General features: G+C 63.9%; 23 protein-coding genes, 1 other RNA gene and 1 riboswitch. Of the genes, 9 read left to right on the top strand and 15 right to left on the bottom strand.

Translation table 11 applies throughout. The annotated features are described in order from the left end of the window. Positions 1-2: 2 nt before the first annotated feature. The 8 genes from hisN (at position 3) to J2X42_RS02310 (ending at position 5624) form a co-directional block, all read left to right on the top strand. Complete coding sequence (hisN, locus tag J2X42_RS02345; protein ID WP_310161761.1) at positions 3-815, top strand: histidinol-phosphatase; 813 nt, start codon at positions 3-5, stop codon at positions 813-815. A gap of 160 nt (positions 816-975) precedes the next feature. Continuing rightward, a riboswitch (SAM riboswitch) is annotated at positions 976-1089 on the top strand. 35 nt (positions 1090-1124) lie between these two features. Further along, positions 1125-2567: an aminotransferase class V-fold PLP-dependent enzyme gene (locus J2X42_RS02340; protein ID WP_310161759.1), complete on the top strand. Its 1443-nt coding sequence runs from the start codon at positions 1125-1127 to the stop codon at positions 2565-2567. A gap of 68 nt (positions 2568-2635) precedes the next feature. Then, the gene (locus J2X42_RS02335) at positions 2636-3394 is read left to right on the top strand and encodes a class I SAM-dependent methyltransferase (RefSeq protein ID WP_310161757.1); all 759 of its coding nucleotides are present in this window, start codon (positions 2636-2638) and stop codon (positions 3392-3394) included. 31 nt (positions 3395-3425) lie between these two features. After that, positions 3426-4139 (top strand): metal-dependent transcriptional regulator, encoded by a 714-nt coding sequence (locus J2X42_RS02330; protein WP_310161755.1) that lies wholly within the window; start codon positions 3426-3428, stop codon positions 4137-4139. Then, positions 4140-4559, top strand: a complete 420-nt coding sequence (locus tag J2X42_RS02325) for a CrcB family protein (protein ID WP_310161754.1) — start codon at positions 4140-4142, stop codon at positions 4557-4559. Continuing rightward, complete coding sequence (locus tag J2X42_RS02320; protein ID WP_310161752.1) at positions 4556-4966, top strand: CrcB family protein; 411 nt, start codon at positions 4556-4558, stop codon at positions 4964-4966. The genes J2X42_RS02325 and J2X42_RS02320 overlap by 4 nt, the downstream gene beginning before the upstream one ends. Before the next feature lie 68 nt (positions 4967-5034). Then, complete coding sequence (locus tag J2X42_RS02315) at positions 5035-5403, top strand: hypothetical protein (protein WP_310161750.1); 369 nt, start codon at positions 5035-5037, stop codon at positions 5401-5403. Positions 5404-5486: 83 nt separating this feature from the next. After that, positions 5487-5624, top strand: a complete 138-nt coding sequence (locus tag J2X42_RS02310; RefSeq protein ID WP_310161748.1) for a hypothetical protein — start codon at positions 5487-5489, stop codon at positions 5622-5624. A gap of 6 nt (positions 5625-5630) precedes the next feature. Here J2X42_RS02310 and J2X42_RS02305 read toward each other — a convergent pair whose 3' ends face one another. The 14 genes from J2X42_RS02305 to J2X42_RS02240 form a co-directional block, all read right to left on the bottom strand. Beyond that, entirely contained in the window at positions 5631-6608 is a 978-nt protein-coding gene (locus J2X42_RS02305; RefSeq protein ID WP_310161745.1) for a trypsin-like peptidase domain-containing protein, read from the bottom strand. Between the two features lie 234 nt (positions 6609-6842). After that, positions 6843-7211, bottom strand: a transfer-messenger RNA (tmRNA) gene (gene ssrA / locus J2X42_RS02300). A gap of 90 nt (positions 7212-7301) precedes the next feature. After that, positions 7302-7772, bottom strand: coding sequence for an SsrA-binding protein SmpB (smpB, locus tag J2X42_RS02295; RefSeq protein ID WP_131131597.1), 471 nt, complete (start codon positions 7770-7772; stop codon positions 7302-7304). 87 nt (positions 7773-7859) lie between these two features. After that, on the bottom strand, positions 7860-9263 hold the full coding sequence (locus tag J2X42_RS02290) for a peptidoglycan DD-metalloendopeptidase family protein (RefSeq protein ID WP_310161742.1): 1404 nt from the start codon (positions 9261-9263) through the stop codon (positions 7860-7862). A gap of 27 nt (positions 9264-9290) precedes the next feature. Then, entirely contained in the window at positions 9291-10205 is a 915-nt protein-coding gene (gene ftsX, locus J2X42_RS02285; RefSeq protein ID WP_310161740.1) for a permease-like cell division protein FtsX, read from the bottom strand. Continuing rightward, the gene (gene ftsE / locus J2X42_RS02280) at positions 10202-10996 is read right to left on the bottom strand and encodes a cell division ATP-binding protein FtsE (RefSeq protein ID WP_310161738.1); all 795 of its coding nucleotides are present in this window, start codon (positions 10994-10996) and stop codon (positions 10202-10204) included. The genes ftsX and ftsE overlap by 4 nt, the downstream gene beginning before the upstream one ends. A gap of 180 nt (positions 10997-11176) precedes the next feature. Further along, a complete protein-coding gene (gene prfB, locus J2X42_RS02275; RefSeq protein ID WP_310161735.1) occupies positions 11177-12292 on the bottom strand; it encodes a peptide chain release factor 2 in 1116 nt (371 codons plus the stop codon). An 81-nt stretch (positions 12293-12373) separates the two neighbouring features. Continuing rightward, the gene (locus J2X42_RS02270; RefSeq protein ID WP_310162167.1) at positions 12374-12787 is read right to left on the bottom strand and encodes a pilus assembly protein TadG-related protein; all 414 of its coding nucleotides are present in this window, start codon (positions 12785-12787) and stop codon (positions 12374-12376) included. A gap of 29 nt (positions 12788-12816) precedes the next feature. Further along, positions 12817-13338: a hypothetical protein gene (locus tag J2X42_RS02265; protein ID WP_310161733.1), complete on the bottom strand. Its 522-nt coding sequence runs from the start codon at positions 13336-13338 to the stop codon at positions 12817-12819. After that, positions 13319-13720 carry a pilus assembly protein gene (locus J2X42_RS02260; RefSeq protein WP_310162165.1) on the bottom strand — a complete coding sequence of 134 codons (402 nt, stop codon included), beginning with the start codon at positions 13718-13720 and terminating at the stop codon, positions 13319-13321. Before J2X42_RS02260 ends, J2X42_RS02265 begins: the two co-directional genes overlap by 20 nt. Positions 13721-13770: 50 nt before the next feature. Next, entirely contained in the window at positions 13771-14082 is a 312-nt protein-coding gene (locus tag J2X42_RS02255; RefSeq protein ID WP_310161731.1) for a hypothetical protein, read from the bottom strand. Between the two features lie 42 nt (positions 14083-14124). Beyond that, on the bottom strand, positions 14125-15069 hold the full coding sequence (locus J2X42_RS02250) for a type II secretion system F family protein (RefSeq protein WP_310161729.1): 945 nt from the start codon (positions 15067-15069) through the stop codon (positions 14125-14127). After that, positions 15066-15920, bottom strand: coding sequence for a type II secretion system F family protein (locus J2X42_RS02245; protein ID WP_310161727.1), 855 nt, complete (start codon positions 15918-15920; stop codon positions 15066-15068). The genes J2X42_RS02250 and J2X42_RS02245 overlap by 4 nt, the downstream gene beginning before the upstream one ends. Further along, positions 15920-17143, bottom strand: coding sequence for an ATPase, T2SS/T4P/T4SS family (locus J2X42_RS02240; protein ID WP_310161725.1), 1224 nt, complete (start codon positions 17141-17143; stop codon positions 15920-15922). Before J2X42_RS02240 ends, J2X42_RS02245 begins: the two co-directional genes overlap by 1 nt. Before the next feature lie 423 nt (positions 17144-17566). Between J2X42_RS02240 and J2X42_RS02235 the strand changes: the two genes are divergently transcribed. Further along, on the top strand, positions 17567-18913 hold the full coding sequence (locus J2X42_RS02235; RefSeq protein ID WP_310161723.1) for a hypothetical protein: 1347 nt from the start codon (positions 17567-17569) through the stop codon (positions 18911-18913). Positions 18914-19586: 673 nt separating this feature from the next. On the opposite strand, the gene J2X42_RS02230 is transcribed toward J2X42_RS02235, so the two are convergent. Beyond that, positions 19587-20318, bottom strand: a complete 732-nt coding sequence (locus J2X42_RS02230) for a hypothetical protein (RefSeq protein ID WP_310161721.1) — start codon at positions 20316-20318, stop codon at positions 19587-19589. Positions 20319-20456 lie beyond the last annotated feature (138 nt).

The following is a 20456-nucleotide window of genomic DNA, read 5'->3' as shown; positions in this document are numbered from 1 at the left end:
CCATGATCCAACCCGCTTCGAGCTACAACGATGACCTGCGCCTGGCCCACGTGCTGGCCGATTCCGTGGACGACCAGACCATGAGCCGCTTCAAGGCCCTGGACCTCCACATCGAGACCAAGCCGGACCTGACGCCGGTCACCGATGCGGACAAGGCCGCCGAGGAAGCCATCCGCGGCCAACTGTCCCGTTCCCGCCCCCGTGACGCAGTCCTGGGTGAGGAATTCGGCAGTTCAGGCCACGGCTCCCGCCGCTGGATCATCGACCCCATCGACGGCACGAAGAACTTCGTCCGTGGCGTCCCGGTCTGGGCGACCCTGATTGCCCTTGTTGACGAAGGCGAGCCCGTCGTCGGCGTTGTCAGTGCCCCTGCACTGGGCAAGCGCTGGTGGGCCGCCAAGGGCGCCGGCGCGTACATGGGCCGGTCACTGGCCGCTGCCACCCGGCTGAAGGTATCCGACGTCTCGAAGCTCTCGGACGCGTCCCTGTCCTACTCCAGCCTGGGCGGCTGGAAGGACCGCGGGAACCTCGATGACTTCCTTGGCCTGACCGAAGACGTCTGGCGCACCCGCGCCTACGGCGACTTCTGGTCCTACTGCATGGTCGCAGAAGGCTCCGTGGACATCGCGTGCGAACCGGAGCTCAATCTCTACGACATGGCGGCGCTGGTGCCGATTGTGGTGGAGGCGGGCGGCCGGTTCACATCCCTCGACGGAGAGGACGGCCCGTTCGGCGGCAACGCCCTGGCCACCAACTCCATCCTGCATTCGGAAGTCCTCAAGCGGCTCAACCCCGGGCTTGACGACCTGCTCTAACGGCCACATGTACCGAATTATCAGCGGCGGACGCCTCCGGCAGGGGGCGTCCGCCGCCGTATCTTCGGACAAACGCGACAATTCCGGGCCCCGCGTAACAAAAGCCTTAACATTCGGACCGGCTTCCTGCCCGCCCCGCCCATGTTCTACGCTCTTAACAGGTCACGAGTGCCAGCGCGAAACCCCGGTTTGCTGGCCGGCAACCCTCCATTCGCGGTGGGGTGCCCCGGGTGACGACCAGGCCGGTCCGGAACGGACCCGGCAAGCGCGGATTCCCGGGACAGGGAGTCCCTCTGAAGTGAGGTCTCTGTGACAACTGCCACCGTCTCCCCCAACACCGCCGTCCGTCTGCAGTCCGCAGCCGGCCCCGACACCGCAGCCCTGTTCAGCGAACGGCTTGCCGTTGCCGGCCGGCCGCTCTCCGCCGTCACCGGCGCCGAAATCCAGGCCCCGCTGATCCAGGGCGGACACGTCCGCTACGCCAACCTTGACTACGGTGCCTCCGCCCCGGCCCTCTCGGTGGTTTCCGCGTACCTCAACGAAATCCTGCCGTTCTACGCCAGCGTCCACCGCGGCGCCGGCTACGCATCCCAGATCAGCACGTCGGTCTACGAGAACGCCCGGAACATCGTGCGTGACTTTGTGGGCGGACGGGCCGGCGACTCCGTCATCTTCACCAGGAACACCACTGATTCGCTGAACCTCCTGGCAGGCTGTCTCCCAACGGTGGACGGCCGCCCGGCCGGCGACGTCCTGTACCTCGACATCGAGCACCACGCCAACCTCCTGCCGTGGCAGGGTGTCCCGCACCGCAGCGTCGTTGCCGCCGACACGTTGGCCGGCACCGTGGAGGCCATCCGCGCCGAGCTTGAACAGGGTGGAGTCAGCCTGCTGGCCGTCACGGGCGCTTCCAATGTCACGGGCGAAATCCTTCCCATCCGGGCACTCGCCGCCCTGGCGCACGAGCACGGCGCCCGGATCGTCGTGGACGCGGCGCAACTCGCGCCCCACCGCCGCATCAACATCAGCGCCGACGACGTCGACTACCTCGCCTTCTCCGGGCACAAGCTCTACGCTCCGTTCGGCGCAGGCGTCCTCGTGGGCCGGCCGGACTGGCTCGACGCCGGCACGCCGCACCTTGCCGGCGGCGGCGCTGTCCGTGAGGCCAGGCTCGACGGCGTGAGCTGGGCCACAGGTCCCGCCCGGCACGAGGGCGGTTCCCCCAACGTCCTCGGCGCCGCCACGCTGGCCCGCGCCACCCAGGTGATCGCCGCACTGGACCCGGACCGCTGGCACGCCCACGAATCAGCCATCCGTTCCTTCCTGGTGGAAGGACTCCACAAAATCGACGGCGTCACCGTGCACCAGATTTTCCAGGACACGGACCCGGATACAGACACCATCGGCGTGGTGAACTTCTCTGTCGAAGGCTACGACGCCGGTTTGGTGGCCGCCTACCTGTCCGCCGAACATGGAGTGGGCCTCCGGGACGGCCGTTTCTGCGCCCACCCGCTGCTCAAACGCCTGGGCCTGCCGTCAGGCTCCCTGCGGGCGAGCTTCGGCCTGGGGTCACGGCTCGAGGACGCCCAGCGGCTCCTGGCCGGCATCGAGGAACTCCGCAGGACCGGCCTCGGCTGGGACTATGTGGTGGACTCCGGCCGCTGGGTTCCGGCCAACGACACCCGGACCTACCCGGACTGGGCACCCAACACGCCCGGCACGGCCGGCGCAGCCCCCTGCACCGACGACTGACCCGGACAGCCCTGTCGATGCGGTAAATTCGAAGGATACCCAAGGGCATCTGGCGAAGGAGACCGCACGTGGCACGGGGTGGCCCCAAACTTGACCACGGACGCCGTCAGGAGCTCGGACAGAGCTTCCAGGACGGCGGCGAACACTACGAGCGCGTCCGGCCCGGATACCCCGTCGAATCGGCCGACTGGCTCATCCCTGCCGGGGCGCGCGACGCCCTCGATGTTGGCGCCGGCACCGGCAAGTTCACAGCCCTGCTGCTTGACCGCGGACTCGCTGTGGCCGCCGTCGACCCTTCCACGGACATGCTTGACCAGTTACGGGTCCTGCTGCCCGGTGTTCGGGCGACGGAAGGGACCGCGGAGGCGACCGGACTCGCAGACTCCTCGTTCGACGTCGTGAGCGTGGCGCAGGCCTGGCACTGGTGCGATCCGATCGCTGCGAGTACGGAACTTTCGCGGGTCCTCCGCACCGGCGGAACGCTGGGGCTGATCTGGAACCAGCTGGACACGTCCGTTCCATGGGTTCACCGGCTTTCCCGCATCATGCACGCGGGGGATGTCTACCGGCCGCACTTCCGGCCGCCTGTGGGGCCGGAGTTCGACGGGCTGGAAAGCCACGTGACGCACTGGGAAGACGCGCTCACCACCGGGGAAATCATGGAGCTTGCCAAGTCACGGAGCTACTACCTGCGTTCGGGTGAGGCCACGCGCACCAAGGTCCTCGCCAACCTGGACTGGTACCTCCACGACCACCTGGGCCATGAGCCTGGCGCCCGCCTGGGACTCCCCTACCTGACACTGACATGGCGGGCAGTCAAAGCATGAGGCCGTCCGCCCACCGGGTAGGCTTGGTGTCGTGAAGACCAGCGCGCCCTCCTCCTCCATCGAGGACTACGTCAAGGTCATCTACTCCTTCACGGAGTGGCAGGACAAACCCATCACTTCCTCCCAGCTGGCCCAACGGCTGGGTGTGGCCAACTCCTCGGTGTCCGAGATGGTCCGCAAGCTCAAGGACCAGGGCCTGGTGGACCACAAGCCGTACAGCGCCATCACCCTCACCCGCGACGGTGTGCGGCTGGCACTTTCCATGGTCAGGCGGCACCGGCTGATCGAAACGTACCTGGTGCAGCAGCTCGGCTACAGCTGGGACGAGGTCCATGATGAGGCCGAACAGCTGGAACACGCTGTCTCGGACACCTTTATCGAGCGGATGGCGGCGAAACTGGGCAATCCGCTCCGGGACCCGCACGGTGATCCCATTCCCGGCGCCGACGGCACAGTCCGGATGCCCCACGCCCACCTGATGAATGAACTTGACCAGGGCCACACCGGCCGGATCACCCGGATCAGCGACGAGAACCCTGACTTGCTCCGGTACCTGTCGGCGGAGGAAATCGACCTCGACTCCGAGGTCGAGGTGGTTGGCCGCAAGCCCTTCGGCGGTGCGCTGGTGGTGCGGATCAGCTCCGAAGGCAAGACCCGCGAATACGACCTCGCCGATGAGGTCACTTCCGCCCTATGGGTCGACAGCGACACTCCGCACGCCGGCTGCGTCCTCGGAAACGGCTGAATGGCCGCCTCCGGGGCACCCGGTTGGCGTGCGTGGCTGGCGGTGGCCGCCGGCGGACTCCTCGGGTCGGAACTGCGGTACGGCCTTGGCCTGGCGTTCCCTGACAATATGGGATCACTGCCCTGGACCACGCTGTGCATCAACGTCTCCGGGAGCTTCATACTCGCAGCCCTGACCACGTTCTGGATCGCCAGGCCACGCACCGCCTTTTGGCTCCGGGCGGGCCTGGGTCCGGGATTCCTGGGTTCCTTCACCACGTTCTCCGCTGTGGTGTTCTCGGTGGACCAGCTTTGGCGGGCCAACCACCACCCCGTCTGGATCGCCTATCTTGGGCTGTCGCTCCTGCTGGGGCTGGGCGCCGCAGCTGCCGGCTGGCGGACCGGCAAGGTGCTGGCCGACCGTTCCGGGGCCGCCGCATGAGCGCCGCCATCCTGGTTGGCGTCTTCGGCGTGGCCGGTGCCCTGCTGCGCTTCGCCGTGGACAGCTGGTTCGCCCGCCGGGCGGGCGCCCTCCCGGTCCGGAGCGCCACGGGCGCGGCCGGGCATGCGCCACGTCACTGGCCGTGGGCCACGCTGGCAGTCAACGTTGCCGGCTGCCTGGTCATTGGGCTGTCGGTAGGGATTACCGGACGACTCGGACTCCCCGAAGAGTTACACACCGCCGTTGCCACCGGCCTTGCCGGCGGCCTGACCACATTCAGTTCGTGGACCACCGCCACCATCAGGCTGCTGAGTGAGTCACGGTTTGGTGCGGCAGCTCTGAACGTGGCAGCCAACCTGCTGGTGGGATTCGCCGCGGCCGCGGCGGGCATTGCCATCGTGTCCTAGTCCGGAGTTCCGGGAGCGGTTCGGGCTGAGGCGGCGGCCATGGATGCAGTCCCGTATCGTTGACTGTGATGATTAGCAGACGTGACGCGGCAATTGCCCTTGATGTACCCATGGAAATGGCGCAACGCCACGGCATCCCCAAAAGGCTCACGGAAGCCGAGCTGGGTGAGATCCTCGACAACCCGCCACCGTGGCTTGTCCAGTCCCGGGCAAACCGGACTGGAAAGCGCCCGGTGTGGGTCCACCTGGAGTGCGCAATCTGCGGCTATGAGGAAGCGGCGCGGCCCAAGAAATGGTGGCCCGACTTCACCTATGTCAGCTGCGGCCACCATGCCCCGGGTGAGCTGCCGCCCCCTCGCCCGGGTTTTGTCCGCAGCGAATTCGACGGCGTTGGGACGCGTTTTGTGGGCATTGCGGACGTCCCCGTTCCGGACTGAGCCGGGGCATTACATTTAGCGCGAATCAGGCGTAATTTACGAGGTGGGACGCATGCCGTCCCGCTGAGTAAAGGGAGCACGCCATGCCGGACAAAACACCCCACCAGAATCTGTCCAAGAAGCCGGTGAAAACCATCAAGGAGAAACGCGCCGAAAAGAAGGCCAAGAGCCCGATTGACGGCCCACAGGATCCTGTCGCACACCTGAAGAAGCGCAGGTAGCGGGCACTAGCCGGCCGCCATCTCTTCAGGTACGGCCACAAGTTCCGTTTCCTTCCCGTCCCTCAGCACGTCGATCCGCAAAGGCTGCCCGATAGCATCGGCAAACAGCAGCTTCTGCAGGCTTTCGGCGTTGCTGACGGGGCGGTTTCCTGCTGTCAGGATGATGTCGCCAGCCAGCAGGCCTGCGTGGTCTGCGGGCGAACCGGCCAGGACCTCCACCACGCGCAGCCCGTCCCGCTGGCCCGTCCGGACCACGGCACTCGCGTTCAGGCGGATGGGCGTGCTGACCACGCCAAGGTAAGCCCGGCGGACCCGCCCGTCAGCCAGGAGCGCGGCGATGATCCGCCGGGTGGTGGTGTTAATGGGCACCGCGAGTCCCAGCCCGGCCCCGGCTACGGCTGTGTTGATGCCGACGATCCTGCCGTGGGTATCCGCCAGCGCACCGCCGGAACTCCCCGCGTTCAGGGCCGCATCCGTTTGGATGACGTCCTCGATCACGCGCCGGTTGCCGCCTGCCCATACCGGGATAGCCCTGCCGAGGCCGCTGACGACGCCGGCTGTCACCGACCCCGCCAGCCCCAGCGGGTTCCCGACGGCGACAACAAGCTGTCCCACCCGGAGAGTCTCTGCGTCGCCGAACTCGGCGGGCGGTACCTTCGGCGCGCGGCCGCGGACAACGGCAAGATCCGACAAGGCATCGGCGCCTACAAGTTCAAGGTCGGTGCGGCTGCCGTCCGCGAACACAGCGTGGCCCTGGTGGGTGCCGGCTACTACATGGGAATTTGTCAGCAGGTAGCCGTCCGTGGTGAAGAGCACCGCCGACCCTGCGCCCACGCGGAACCGGCCGTTGCGGCGGTTTCCCGTCATTTCAATGGCGGCAACATGCGGGGTGACCGTCTCAGCCACGCGCATGACCGTCTCCGAGTACGAATCCAGCGGCCCGTCGTCGGACGCTGGGGAACCGGGCTTCAGCACCTGGTCCATGGCCCACCTCCTGGTGTTAGCGCAGCCACCCTGGCCCCGGACCGGCTGCTGGTCCTATCTGTCTCAACTATTCCGCCGGCCGTCCTACTCCCTGCGCGGCTACGCCGTGGGTGAACGGGGGCAGGTTGCCGGAGGCGCCCGTCCGGGGAGGGTGTCAATTTTCGGGGAGGCGGTTAACGCAGAACGGCCCGGACCAGGGTCCAGGCCGTTCCGCATGCCTTGCAGCATTGCAAAATGTGGAGATGGGGGGAATTGAACCCCCGTCCGATGTCGTGTTGTCAGGGCTTCTCCGGGCGCAGTTTGCGTCGGATTTTCTCGGCCCCGGCCATGCTGCAAACAGCTGGCTGATCCGGGCCCAGTCATCTAAGAGTCCCGTTTACCCCGATGACGGAGGCAAACAGCAGTGGCTATCTAAATGACGCCAGCATCCGGGGCAATAGCAACCTCGGGCTGACGGACTGTCTTACTGCTTAGGCAGCGAGAGCGAAGTCAGTGCGGTTTGATTTGGCACTTATTGTTTTGCAGACAGCGTTTACGAGATAATTCTGCATCCTCGGCCCGCTTCACCTGTCGCGACTAACATCGTCGAAACCGATCATCCCCGTATTTTGTTACCAAACCCGGCAGGTCAGGTTTTGCGTCCCAATCCCTGCCGGACTACCAATCATAACGCATGGCCGGCGGAAATGATTCCTACCTGCGGTTGCGTTCCCGGACCTCGCGCAGCGCCTCGCGCGTGTCCTGCTGCTCACGGAGGGTCTGGCGCTTGTCGTACTCCCGCTTGCCGCGGGCGACGCCGATCTCCACCTTCGCCCGGCCGTCCACAAAGTACAGCTGCAGCGGCACGATGGTGAAGCCGGATTCCCTGACTTTGTGGGAGATTTTGATGAGCTCTTCCCGGTGCAGCAGCAGCTTCCGGCGCCGGCGGGCTGCGTGGTTGGTCCAGGATCCCTGGTTGTACTCCGGGATGTGGATGCCCTCCATCCACAACTCGTCGTTGTAGAAGGTGCAGAAGCCATCCACCATGGAGGCGTGGCCCTCGCGGAGCGACTTGACCTCTGTGCCCATCAGGGCGATGCCGGCCTCATAGGTATCCAGCACGTGGTAGTCATGCCGGGCCTTGCGGTTGGTGGCCACCACTTTACGGCCACTTTCTTTGGGCACGGTGGAACTCCTCGGTTCTTGGATCGTCAGTGGCTCCGGCCGTTCCGGCGCGAAGTCATACCAGTGTACGGCAGGCGCGGAGCCGCGTTACAGCAGCCGCATCGGATCAACGGCCGCGCCGTTGAGCCACGTCTCGAAGTGGGCATGGCACCCGGTGGAATTGCCGGTGTTGCCCGAGTAGGCGATGAGCTGGCCCTGGGAGACCCGCTGGCCGTTCGAGACGACGATGCTGCTGTTGTGGTAGTAGATCGTGGTCAGCGAGTTGCCTTGCACAACGCCGTGCGACAGCTTGACCCGCCACCCGCCGCCGTCGGCCGAATTCCAGCCGGAGGAAAAGACTTCGCCGGCCGCGGCCGCGTATACAGGGGTTCCGCAGGCTGCTCCGAAGTCGATGCCGGTGTGCAGGTAACCGCCGGTGCCGTAAAAGTCGATCGTTCCCGGCGGCGTGGCACGCCAGCCGAACCCGGACGTGATGGGCACGTCACCGGAGAAGGGGTGGCGCAGGCCAAACGCCGACGGCGACCCGGTCACCGGAGCGTACGGCTGCACAGCCTGCCCTGCTGCGGCTGCGGCAGCGGCAGCTGCCGCAGCGAGACGCCGCTGTTCTGCTTCCCAGGCTTCCCGCAGCCTGCGGTCCCTTTCGGCAATTTCGTTGGCGACAGCATTCTGGCTGGCCTCAACAGCTGCCAGCTGGCTCTGGATACCCGGCTTGGCTGCCTGGAGTTCGGCGTCAAGACGGATGGTGTCCGCGATCAGCTGGTCAACCTGTGCCTTCTTAGCCTCGGCTTCGTCACGGGCAGCCTTTTCACGTTCGAGGGCGGCGTCCGCCTTGGCCTTCAGGTCCTGGATCTCCGCTTCAACGGCAGCGAGCCTCGCCTGCGAGTTGACGTTGGTGGCGTTCTGCTGCGACAGCTTGTCCATTGCCGAGTTCTGGCTGCGCATTGCCTGGTCGGCCAGGTCCATCGTGTCGGTGAGGCTGCCACCCGCATTGGATCCGAAAAAGAGCGTGAGGTTCGAGGGAACGCCGCCGGACTTGTACGCCTGGGTCGCAATCTGGCCGATCAGCTTCTTCGTGTCGGCTATCTTCTGCTTGTCCGTCTCAAGCTGCTGCGTGAGCTTGGCCTTGTTCTGCTGCGCAAGGTCCACGCGCGCTGAGAGTGCTTCGACTTCCTTGACCGCGGTTGCGACCCTGCCCTGGGCTTCGAGCAGTGCCTGTTGGGCGCCGGGAAGCTGACCCTGGTAAATCACCAGGTCGCCCGCGGCTTTGGCGATCCGCGAGTCGACGAATTCGAGGGATTGCTGGACCCGGGCTGCCTCGGCTTCGAGGGCTGCCTGCTTGTCTTCCAGTTCATCGGCGAACGCTACCGGCGTTGAGGCGCCAAGGCTGGCTGCAAGGACCAGCGCCAGGACACCGCTGATGATGCCTGTACGGCGCGCCTGGCGGGTACGGTTCCTGCGGGGCAGGCCGGAAGTTCGATCGAGACCAGTCATAAGCTTTCCTTGTTCGGTTTGCACAGCCTAGACCCTCAAATATCTGCGCAAGGTCAAGAGAGACGAAATTCCTGCCAAAGATCCGCCAAGGATTAGCAGGGCAGGCGCAAGAACGAGAGTCTGCCCTGGCGAGATGAAGGCTGTGTCCGGGTACTGCTTGGACAGGTATTCACCCAGGAAGAAGTGCGCCACGGCCCACAGGGTGCCGGATGCCAGGACTGCACCAATGACGGCGGCAATGACGCCTTCGAGGATGAACGGCAGCTGGATCACCGTTTTCGAGGCGCCCACGAGGCGCATGATGCCCGTTTCGCGGCGGCGGCTGAAGGCTGAGAGCCGGATGGTGGTTGCGATCAGGAGAATCGCGCAGACAATCATGACGCCGGCAACGCTGACAGCCACGAGGGAGGCGGCGTTCATGGCAGAGAAGAGCCGTTCCAGCAGCTGGCGCTGGTCAATCACGGTCTCGACGCCGGGCTGCGATGAAAACGTCTCGCTGATGATCTGGTACTTTTCGGGGTCCTTCATGTTGATCCGGAACGAGGCAGGGAGCTGGTCGGGCGTGACAGAGTCAACAATCGGGGAGTTCGAGAACTGGTCCTTGAAGTGCTTGTAGGCCTCGTCTTTGGACTCGAACTGGAAGTCGTTGATGTACTGCGAAACAGCCGGTGACTCCAGGAGGGTTTGCAGGTTGTCCTGCTGCTCCGGGGTGACCGGGCCGGTGGCGCACCCGGTCGCCGTCGAACCGTCACTGCAGAGGAAGATCGCCACCTGGACCTTGTCGTACCAGTAGCCCTTCATCTGGTTGATTTGCAGCTGAAGCATGCCGGCGGCGCCAACAAAGGTCAGGGACACAAAGGTCACCAGGATGACCGACACAACCATCGATACGTTCCGGCGCAGTCCACTGCCAATCTCACCGAGGATAAAAGCGAGCCTCATCGCCGGTCCTCCCCTGCGCCGTCGCCCCGGCCTTCCGGGCTGGCCGGCGGTATCTCTTCCCGGCCGCTGGCGTCCTTGAGCCGCCGCGACTGCCCGACAATCGGAATCATGGAGGTGTACAGGGCCTTCGCTTCGTCGCGGATGACAACACCGTTCTTCAGCTCCACCACGCGCTTGCGCATTTCGTTGACAATGTCGTCGTCGTGGGTGGCCATCACCACGGTGGTGCCGTTCTGGTTGATCTTGTCCAGCACGCCCATGATGCCCATTGAGGTGGTGGGGTCCAGGTTTCCCGTCGGCTCGTCGGCGAGGAGGATGCCGGGCCGGTTGACCACCGCCCGGGCGATGGCCACGCGCTGCTGCTCACCGCCGGAAAGCTCGTGGGGAAGCCGGTTTTCCTTGCCTTCGAGCCCTACCGTCTTGAGTACCTCGGGCACGGTGTCGCGGATGACACTGCGGCTCTTGCCGATGACCTGCATGGCGAAAGCGACATTGGCGAAGACGTTTTTCTGCGGCAGGAGACGGAAGTCCTGGAACACCACGCCGATGCCGCGGCGAAGCCGGGGCACACGCCAACTGGAAATTTTGGCGACGTTCTGGCCTGCCACGTACACAGCACCGGACGAGGCCCGGTCCTCTTTGAGCACAAGCCGCAGGAAGGTCGACTTACCGGACCCGGAAGCGCCTACAAGGAAGGCGAATTCGCCGCGGTCGATCTCAAGGTTGATATCGTCCAGCGCGGGCCGTGCCTGCTGGTCGTAGACCTTGGTGACATTTTCGAATCGGATCATGACCCTAAGTACCCTGCAGGCATGGCTGATGGTACGCAGCCCAGATCTGCAGCCGGTGCGCGGGCTTCTGTTTGGGGGAAGTAGAGCTCCGGCTCCTCGACTATACGCAGTCCCTATGCCTTATTTACGCCGCTTCCGGGGGCGTGTCGCGGGATCAGTCGCGCCGGGACGGCCGGACGTTTACTTGTCGGCGTTCCGGTTGTCAGTACGCCAGCGGATGCCGGCGTCGATGAAGTCGTCGATCTCGCCGTCGAAAACGGCGGAGGTGTTGCCGACTTCGTGGTCGGTCCGCAGGTCCTTGACCATCTGGTACGGGTTGAGCACGTAGGAGCGCATCTGGTCACCCCAGGAGGCCTTGACATCGCCGGCAAATGCTTTCTTTTCGGCGTCTTCCTGTTCCTTTTTCAGGAGCAGGAGCCTGGACTGGAGGACGCGCATGGCAGCCGCCCGGTTCTGCAGCTGGGATTTCTCGTTCTGCATCGACACCACGGTGCCGGTGGGGATGTGCGTCAGGCGCACGGCGGAGTCCGTTGTGTTGACCGACTGTCCGCCGGGGCCCGATGAGCGGAACACGTCAACGCGGATCTCGTTGTCGGGAATGTCGATGGAGTCCGTCTGTTCAATCAGCGGGATCACTTCGACGGCGGCGAAGGAGGTCTGGCGGCGGCCCTGGTTGTCGAAGGGGCTGATCCGGACGAGGCGGTGGGTTCCGGCCTCCACGCTCAGCGTTCCAAACGCGTAGGGCGCTTTGACTTCGAACGTGGCGGACTTCAGGCCGGCCTCCTCCGCGTAGGAGGTGTCCATGACGGTGGTCGGGTACCCGTGCCGTTCGGCCCAGCGCAGGTACATCCGCATCAGCATTTCGGCGAAATCAGCGGCGTCGACCCCGCCGGCGCCGGCACGGATGGACACCACGGCTTCACGTTCGTCGTATTCGCCGGAGAGCAGGGTGACAATTTCGAGGTCCTTCAGCGCCTTCCTGATGGACTCCAGTTCCGCGGCGGCTTCGCCCATGGAATCGGCGTCGTCCTCATCCTGGCCGAGCTCCACCAGCACTTCGAGGTCGTCGATCCGCGCGGTCAGCTTGTTGAGCCGCTCCAGTTCGGACTGGCGGTGGGAGAGCCTGGACGTGATTTTCTGGGCCGCGGCGGGATCGTCCCACAGGTTCGGCTCGCCCGCCCGCTCGCTGAGTTCGGCGATGTCCTCCTTCAGGGCCTCAACATCGCTGACTTGCTCGATGGAGGTGTAGGTGGCGCGGAGGGCGCGGATTTCTGCGGAAAAATCAATATTGGCCATGGTTGTTTAAGCCTACGCTATCCAGCCGGAGGCCCGGACTCCGTTGCCGGTCATCCCTTGCCCGGTTGGCTCTGAGATCGGTCACCGGGTCAGGCGGGAACGGGCCGTGGACGAGGCTTCGATCCTGATTCCGTCGGGCACCAGGAAATTCACAACCGGTGGGTGGACAGCTGCGGTCAGGACAACGACGGCGGTGGAACCGTCGGGACTGCCTGTCGCCGTCGAGACCTCCAGGCTGTCCAGGCGCTGGGCTCCCGGATTCCTGCGGATGAAGTCGCTGGCGACATTCCTGACGCGCTCGGAGCCGAGGACAGCTGAGGGGCTGCCGCCGTTGGATCCGACCTCACCCAGCGTGAAGCTGTCTGCTGCGGCCAGTGACGCTCCGTCTGCCAGTGACAAGAGCCTTTTGTGCTCGAGGTAGACGCTTGAAATGCCCACGACGACGGTGGTCACCAGGAGAGCCAACAGGACGTAGCCGATGATCAGGACAAGCATCTGGCCTTCCTCTGCTGCCTCGTTTGGATTCACCGGAACCTGCCGACCAGCTGAGTGGATGAAGCTTCAACTTCGCTGGCGTTGAGGCGGAACCCGTCGACGAACGGCACAAACGGCAGCGGCACGGTGAGGTTGACGGTCACCGTAACTGCCGTTCCGGCCGCCTGACAGTCGGAGGGCTCACAGCTCGTTGAGATTTGTGCGTTGCCGGCAGCGTGTCCGTAATCGGCGAGCGCAATGAGGGCCGCCTGCTCGGCCGCTACTTGCGCTGACTGGGTATGTGTCTGGGCAACATACACTTTGGCGGCCTGGTCGGCTGCCCCTACGACGGCAAAGGACCCGCCCTGGATCTGGCCCATGGTGATGATGAAGTACACCAGCGGAACCATCAGGAGCAGTGCGAGGAACGTAAACTCCACGACCGCACTCCCCTGTTCCCGGGTTGCCGGTGCGGGCTTGCCTGGAGCCGGACCGGTATCGACGGGGAGGCACAGTACCTCCCGGAACCTCTTGAGGAACGGCTGCACGGCGTTAGGGCTGGACGGCGGCATGGCCCTTGACCTCCAGCATGCCCCGGGGCCCGATCAGCCCGATCACCGGCATCGGCGCCTTGATGGTTACTTCGAGCGTTCGAAGTCCCTGGAAAGTCACTTCTGACGTGCTGATGTCCTGGGCGAAGTCCGCGTTGAGGGCCATTCCAACCAACGCCCCGGCGCGCTCCTCCGCATCTGATGCGCCCCGGTCGGCCAGCGTGCCGTAGCGTGCACCCGAAGCGGCGGCGTCGATCAGGGTGTTGCGGACGTGGAGGACAAGCGTGAGCTGGATGATCGCGAGGAAGAACATAGTGAGCAGGCCACCCACCATAACGAAGTCCACTACGGCGGATCCGCGTTCGCGGGTGGCTGCTGCGCCCAGGACCCGGTCCCAGCCCATGACGGGACCGCCATCGTGGAGGAGGTCCCGCCCACGGCCCTGAAGCATTGCTAGTTTCCGACCTTGTCCATTGCCTGGTTGAACATCGATTCCAGTGCCGGTCCTGCCAAAGCCAGCAAGGCCGCAACGAGGACAGCCGACATCAAAGTGATCATGACCCAGCCGGGGACATCACCGCGCTCTGGATGGTCTGCAGGGCGCGTGTCGGTCCTCGTGCCAGGCCTGACCAGGTTGCCGGCAGTGGCCCACAGGCTAGCCAGTGTCACCGACCAGATGAGTGCCACCATGCACCTGAGCTGTAATCCGCTCCGTATTCCCAGGTTTTTCATTTTCTGTCCCATTTCATTAGTCGCGTTCTCCATGCCGGCGGTCCTGCCGGTTGTCTCTGTCATATGCACGTTCGCCTAAAGACCCAGGCTGATTGCCGCTATGCCGGGGTAGACGGCGAAGACAACTGTCAAAGGGAGGACACCGAAAACCAGTGGCACCATCATCCCGATCTCCTTCTTGCCGGCTGACTCCATAAGGTCCCTTTTGGCCGTATCCCGGACGTCCTGGGCCTGTGCGCGGAGCACATCCGCCAACGGGGTCCCGCGCTCAACGGCGACGATAATGCCGTCAACGAACCGGACCAGCGGACCCAGGTCTGTCCGGGCGGAGAAGTCCTGCAAGGCCTCCACGAGCGGTTTGCCGGCCCTGGTTTCGGCCAGGATTCTTGAGAATTCCTTGGCGAGTTCTCCCCGCGCACTGCGGCAGACGCGGTCCAGAGCGCCCGTGGCGCTTTCACCGGCGCCGACCGCGAGCGCCATCAACTCGGCCAGGCTCGGGAACTCGGCCATCATCCGGGCTTCACGGTTCCTGATCTGGACACCCAACCAGTAGTCGCGGAACAGGAAGCCGCCGAACGCGCTGCCGATGACCGCCACAACAGCCAGCAAAGGACTGAACCGGCCTGCAACGGCACCAACGACCACCAACGCCAACGACACAGAAAATCCAGCCGCGGCCCAGAGCAGCTGTTCCGCCCGGAAATCGATCGGCGACTTGTGGATACCGGCCTGGGCAAGCCGTCGCGCCAGGCCTTTGGAGCCCAGGTTCAACCTGCCCAGCGCGGCTACACCGTCACGGATCATGGGCCTCATGATGCGTTCCAGCGCGCCGAACGGCGTGACGTTCTGTATGCCGCCAGCCCGCAACAGCCTTGATTCAAGGTTCTGTGACTTCAGCTGCGGTTCGATGCGCTCGGCCAGGGTGGTGGCGCGCATCATCGGCAAGCGGACGAGGATCAGCCAGAGCCCGACTCCTAGGACGATTCCGCATACGGTGGCCGCGGCTTGTGTGCCTGTCACCGGAGTACCCTTTCGTCCTGCGGCAGGGCGCCGATCCGCAACATGATCGAGTAGCAGACGAGGGAAACCACGAGACCGCCCAGCAGAACTGCGGCACCCACGGGAGTGTTGTATGCCTGGACCGCTTCCGGCCTCGTGGCAAGAAGGACCATGACGATCCACGGAGCAGCGACGGCAAGCCTGGCGGCGTTGATGGTCCACGACTGGCGTGCCTCAAGCTCGCTACGGGTGCGGGCGTTTTCGCGGAGGAACTCCGCGAGGGTGCCGAGCAGTTTGCCCAGGTCAGAGCCTCCGACTTCACGGGTCAGCCGCAGTGCTTCGACGATCCGGTCGGCCACAGGATCGGCCAGGCGGTCCTTGAGCTTGTTAAGGGAGGCATCGAACTGGCCTCCGGCCCGGTAGTCCGAGCCGAAGTCCCGGAACACGTGCCGCAGTTCTTCCGGCCCCTTCTCCCCCAACTGGATGAGTGCCTCCGGCAACGAGAGTCCTGCCCGGATGGCTGATCTGAGGTGGTCAACTACATCCGGCCACAGCTGGCGCAGCATTGCCGTTCGCTTTCTGGCCCGCCATCTCAGCACACTGACTGGAAGCCAGGCACCGAAGAGGCCGAAGCATGCCGCCATCGGCCACGAGCGGCTGACCGCGAAGAATACAAGGGCCACAAAAAGACCGAGTCCCAGGCAACTGGCAACCAGGCCGGTCGTTGTGACCTTTTCGATTCCGGCGGAAGCCAGCAGGTCTTCCAGCCGGTTTGTTCTGACCGGCCGGTCAGCCCGTTGGGGACTTTCCCAACACGACCACCAGATAAGGAAGAACCCGGTACCGGCAAGTACCCCCATGAGCGGTGCCATCAACGCGGTTCCAGCAACGCCGCGACGTCGTAACCTGCACGGCCAAATTTTTCCGCGGCAGGCATGGAACTGGCCCGGGGTTGCAGTTGCCCTTCGTCCATGGCGAAGACCATAGACGACTCGATGATGCCGTTTTCGACTCTCCGCCCCAGTGAAAGCACTTCGGTTACCTGTCTGCGCCCGCTGTTCTGCCGGCTGCAGTGGACCACGAGGTCGATGCAGGACGCGACGGTTGGTACGACGAAGGCTGAGGAGATGTTCTCGCCGGCGAGCAGCGGAAGCGTGCAGATCTTGGTCACGGCGTCGTGGGCTGAGTTTGCGTGAACCGTGCACATCCCAGGAAGGCCGGAATTAAGCGCAATTAACATGTCCAGGCTCTCCGCTTCGCGGACTTCCCCCACCACCAGGCGGTCGGGCCGCATGCGGAGGGCCTCCTTCACCAGCCGTCGCAGCGGGATCTCGCCTTCCCCCTCCAGGTTGGGTTGACGGCACTGGAGGCCAACCACATCCCGCAAGGGAAACTGGAGCTCGAAGATCTCCTCCACGGTGATCACACGTTCCCGGCTGCCGATACTCGCGGCCAGGCAGTTCAGCATGGTGGTCTTTCCAGCCTGGGTGGCACCGGACACCAAAATGTTAAGGCCGCTGGCAACTGCGGCGCCGAGGAACCGGGCGGACTGCGGCGTCAGCGTGCCAAGCTCCACGAGGTGCTCGAGCCTGCTCGCCTTCACAACGAATTTCCGGATATTCACGGCCCAATGGCGGCGTGTGACATCCGGGATGACCACGTGCAGCCTGGATCCATCTGGCAGTGCTGCGTCCACAAAGGGCGACGACATGTCGAGGCGGCGGCCGGAGCTTTTAAGCATCCGTTCCACCAGGTCACGGACTTGCTGGTCGGTGAGGCTCAGGGACGTCAGTTCGGATTCGCCGTTCCGTGCGACATAGATTTCGTTCGGGGCATTGAGCCAGATCTCCTCAATGGTTGGATCGTCCAACAGCGGCTGAAGCACACCGAAACCGGCAACGGCATCAAAAACGAACCTGCGCGCCGCCTCCAACGGACCGATCGGAGGGAGGGGCCCCATCAGCGCCCGCTCGTCGTAATCGCTAACCGCGGCTTCAACCAGCCGCCGGATCTCTCCGGCCTGCCGCGACGGGTCCAGGCCACGACGGCGGATCAGCTCGCGGACTTCATCCTCCACGATTTGCACAGCGTCCATAGTTCCCCCAAACCCACTGCCGCCCCCAGCGGAGGCAGTGCAACTGGGGTTAAAGCTAGAGGACCTACCACACGGTGCCAAGTCACATGAGCGGCGCTGTGGATAACACCAAACGCGAAGCATCCCGGCGGGCGCCCTCCGCTACTATCCGATGGGCGACAACCTTGAATGGGGAACGCCGACTGTAGTCGGCCGCGGTTGGAATGGTTTCACCTTGTTTGGTTCACCAACGTCGTAGCTCCACACCCTCTGTTGGGTCTGCCCTCGCTTAGCCGTCGCATCAGTTAATGACAGCAACAGGTCGGCGCACGTGGTCTAATGAAGCATATTTCACCTACTTGCCGCGTTGCGCACCTTGGATCCTGGTCCTCAGCACTGGGACCGACGTCCACCGGGAGCGCCGATACAAGGAGCGATCCGGACATGGCGTTTAGCGTTTCAACGGCCAAGGTCGACATCACGCCGACACTCAGCACCAACCCCTATATGGCCGGCTATGGAACAGTAGACGGGGGCCGGATCGCCACCAGCAGCACCCCTTACCAGCCGCTGTATGCCCGGGCCATTGTTCTTTGGGAAGATACTTTCCCCCATCTCATTCTGAGCGCGGATTTGCTAGCTTTCCCCCGCGCGATGCACCAGAGAATCCGGGCCCGGATTCTTGCCCTCGCTGGCTGGCAGAGCAGCGAGATTCTTTTGCAGGCAACACATACCCACAACGGCCCGGCTCTGATCGACTCGCTTCAGCCCTACATTTCGTATGGCCTGTCCGACCTCACGCTCATCAGAAGCTACTGCGCTGCTCTGGAGGACAAGATCGTGGCTTTGGTTGGGACGGCCCTTGCGGCTCCACGGACCGCAGTCACCCTTGACTACAAGGTGGCCAGCCAGAATTTTGCGGCCAACAGGGTTGGGCTCCCTTACACGGAGACGGCCGTCCCGGTCCTTGTAGCCCGGCGCAGCAACGGGGTTCCGCGGGCCGTTATTTTCGGTTACGCGTGCCATCCGGTAAGTGCCGGGTGGCGCACTCTGTTCGATGGCGACTTTCCCGCCGCCGCATGCAACTACATTGAAAATCAAACCGCCGGTTGCTTCGCCCTTTTCCTTCAGGGAGCAGCTGGGGATCAGGATCCGCTCGGGGCCCGCGGCTGGGCCTTGCGGGACCAGCACGGGAACTCCCTGGGAACTGCCGTGAGTTCGGCCATGTCCAGCCCGGGCCGAACGATAGCCGGGCCCCTGCTGACCTATTATCAGGAAGTCCAGCTCCCCCTCGATATCACTCTGACTCCGGCAAATCTCGTCGGCGTCCGCGCAGCGTTCGTCGCAAGGCTTGGTAACCCTGAAGGGCAGCCGCTCTGGTACCAAAGGCATGCGCAGGGAATGATTGCACGGCTCGACAGCAACAACCTCCCCACCGCTGTCCCTTCACCTTTCCAAGTTTGGAAGCTTTCGGGCAGCCCCCAATTAAAAATTGCGATGGTTGGCGGGGAGCTTGTCAGCGGCTATGCTGCCTACTTCCGGGCAGGGCACGGCGGCGCGAACGGCATCGTCGTGGGTGGTTATGCCAACGAATCCTGCTGTTACATCCCGAGCAACGAGTTCCTGCCTCCCTACATGCCCTACGGAAGCTATGAAGGCGGATGGGATCCCGATCAGCCCGGCATTGGTGGAGGGTCAATGACCGTCTACGGGCATCTGGCCCATTTCAAGGGAGGAAGCAATGGGGTGGAGGCCACGGTTGTCAATGCCATGAATGCCCTGCTGGGCTAGTCGGACGTCACGCGTGTTGAGGCGCAACGGCCGTGCACAGCCTGGACCCTCCCGAGCTTCTTACCTTTCAGGCGCTCTGTAACCACCGTTCCAGCAGGACGGATTGTGGCGCCAATGGGGCAAACGCCAGCGCGCCCTTGATGACTGGAGCTCCGAGCTCGGACAAACGAGTGTCCAGCTCCCGTGGATCGGTGCGAATGCACGCCTTCAAAATACGCAGGAACAGGGCTGACCTGTCGTCGCTTGGGGCACCGGCCGCAATTGCAACGTGCACTGCCGTTTCCTCTTCCGGCGTGAGGATATGGGGACCACCCCCTACGTAGGTGACCTCGCAATTCGCTATGCGCATGTATCTCGACGAAGCCCACACTTCTTCCAGGCTGGACAGCGTTCCAATCCTGGCGCCCCCGACCTCGAAACAATCGAACTGGTACCGGGCCTTTGGCTCAGGCTTCTCAGGCGGTATTCGGTATGCAGCCTCACCTCGTGCTCCGGCCGACGCCGCCACTTGGACGGGTTCAAGATAGGCCGCAGTGGAACAACTGGTTAGGACTAAGGTAGCAATAGCCATCTGAACGACGGTACGCCTGCGGATATCCACAATGGAGCCCCAATTTCTTTGGGATGCTCCCCAGCTCCGCATGCAATTCCGAGTTCGGCCGTTTAGGCCGAGTTAGTCAATTTTCCCCCAAATTCCGCATTTGTCACTAGTGAAAATTTCTCCATCGTCCAGGGTCACTTCATCCAGCCCCGATGCAGAGCGGTTCCGGTCGCTCACCAGGCCATCAGCACCGGCAACAGCCCAGGTGCATTCTTCTCCCACAGCGCCTGCCCTGCCCTTCTCCAGGACGTACCTTCCTGGTTCTATGGAGACACCCGCGATATGCCGACCGTCACCTACCCGCGTGCCGTCAGCCCACGCCTGGATAATTTTTCCTTGCGGACCATCAGGACACACCTGGGCGGCCGCGCGCAGAATCTCTGACTTGTTGTCAGCAAAGCCGCCCGGAGCTGTCTCATCGCTGACGCGTGTACAGAGCTCGACGGCGGTCAAATAGGCGTCGAGTCCAGCAGAAGAGCCAGCGCCTCCTGAATTCGCGATCTCGATGACGGCGGCTTCCTCGACCGTGGGCCGGAATGGCTGCGGACCAACGTAGGTAACCACACATGATTCCATCCGCAGGTAATTGCTCGCCGCCCAGACCTCCTCAAGGCTCGATAACTGAACGTCCGGCGAATTATCGAGACTTGTGCAAAAGAAAGCCAGCCGCTGGTCCAGTTCACTTGAACTACCGCCAGACGATACAGCCGGCGTGGGCGCGCTTTCCGGCTGGGCGGCTGGCGGGCCCACGGAGCAGGCAGAGAGGAGGATCGCCAACGTCCCCGTCAACAAGAACTTTTTCACGCCAGCCTCCTGTTCCATCATCGATCGCCGTCGCCACGCGGTCAACAAAGGGCCTTTGATCTGTATCGAAAGTAATCGAAAGGTGTGTGCCCTTCAGAAGAGACCTCCCAAGGACGGCCCGGCGTTGCCGCGGCGGCC

Source organism: Arthrobacter sp. BE255, assembly GCF_031457335.1.
Lineage (GTDB): Bacteria > Actinomycetota > Actinomycetes > Actinomycetales > Micrococcaceae > Arthrobacter.
Note: the sequence above shows the minus strand (reverse complement) of the source record. Positions and strands in the feature narration are given on the sequence as shown.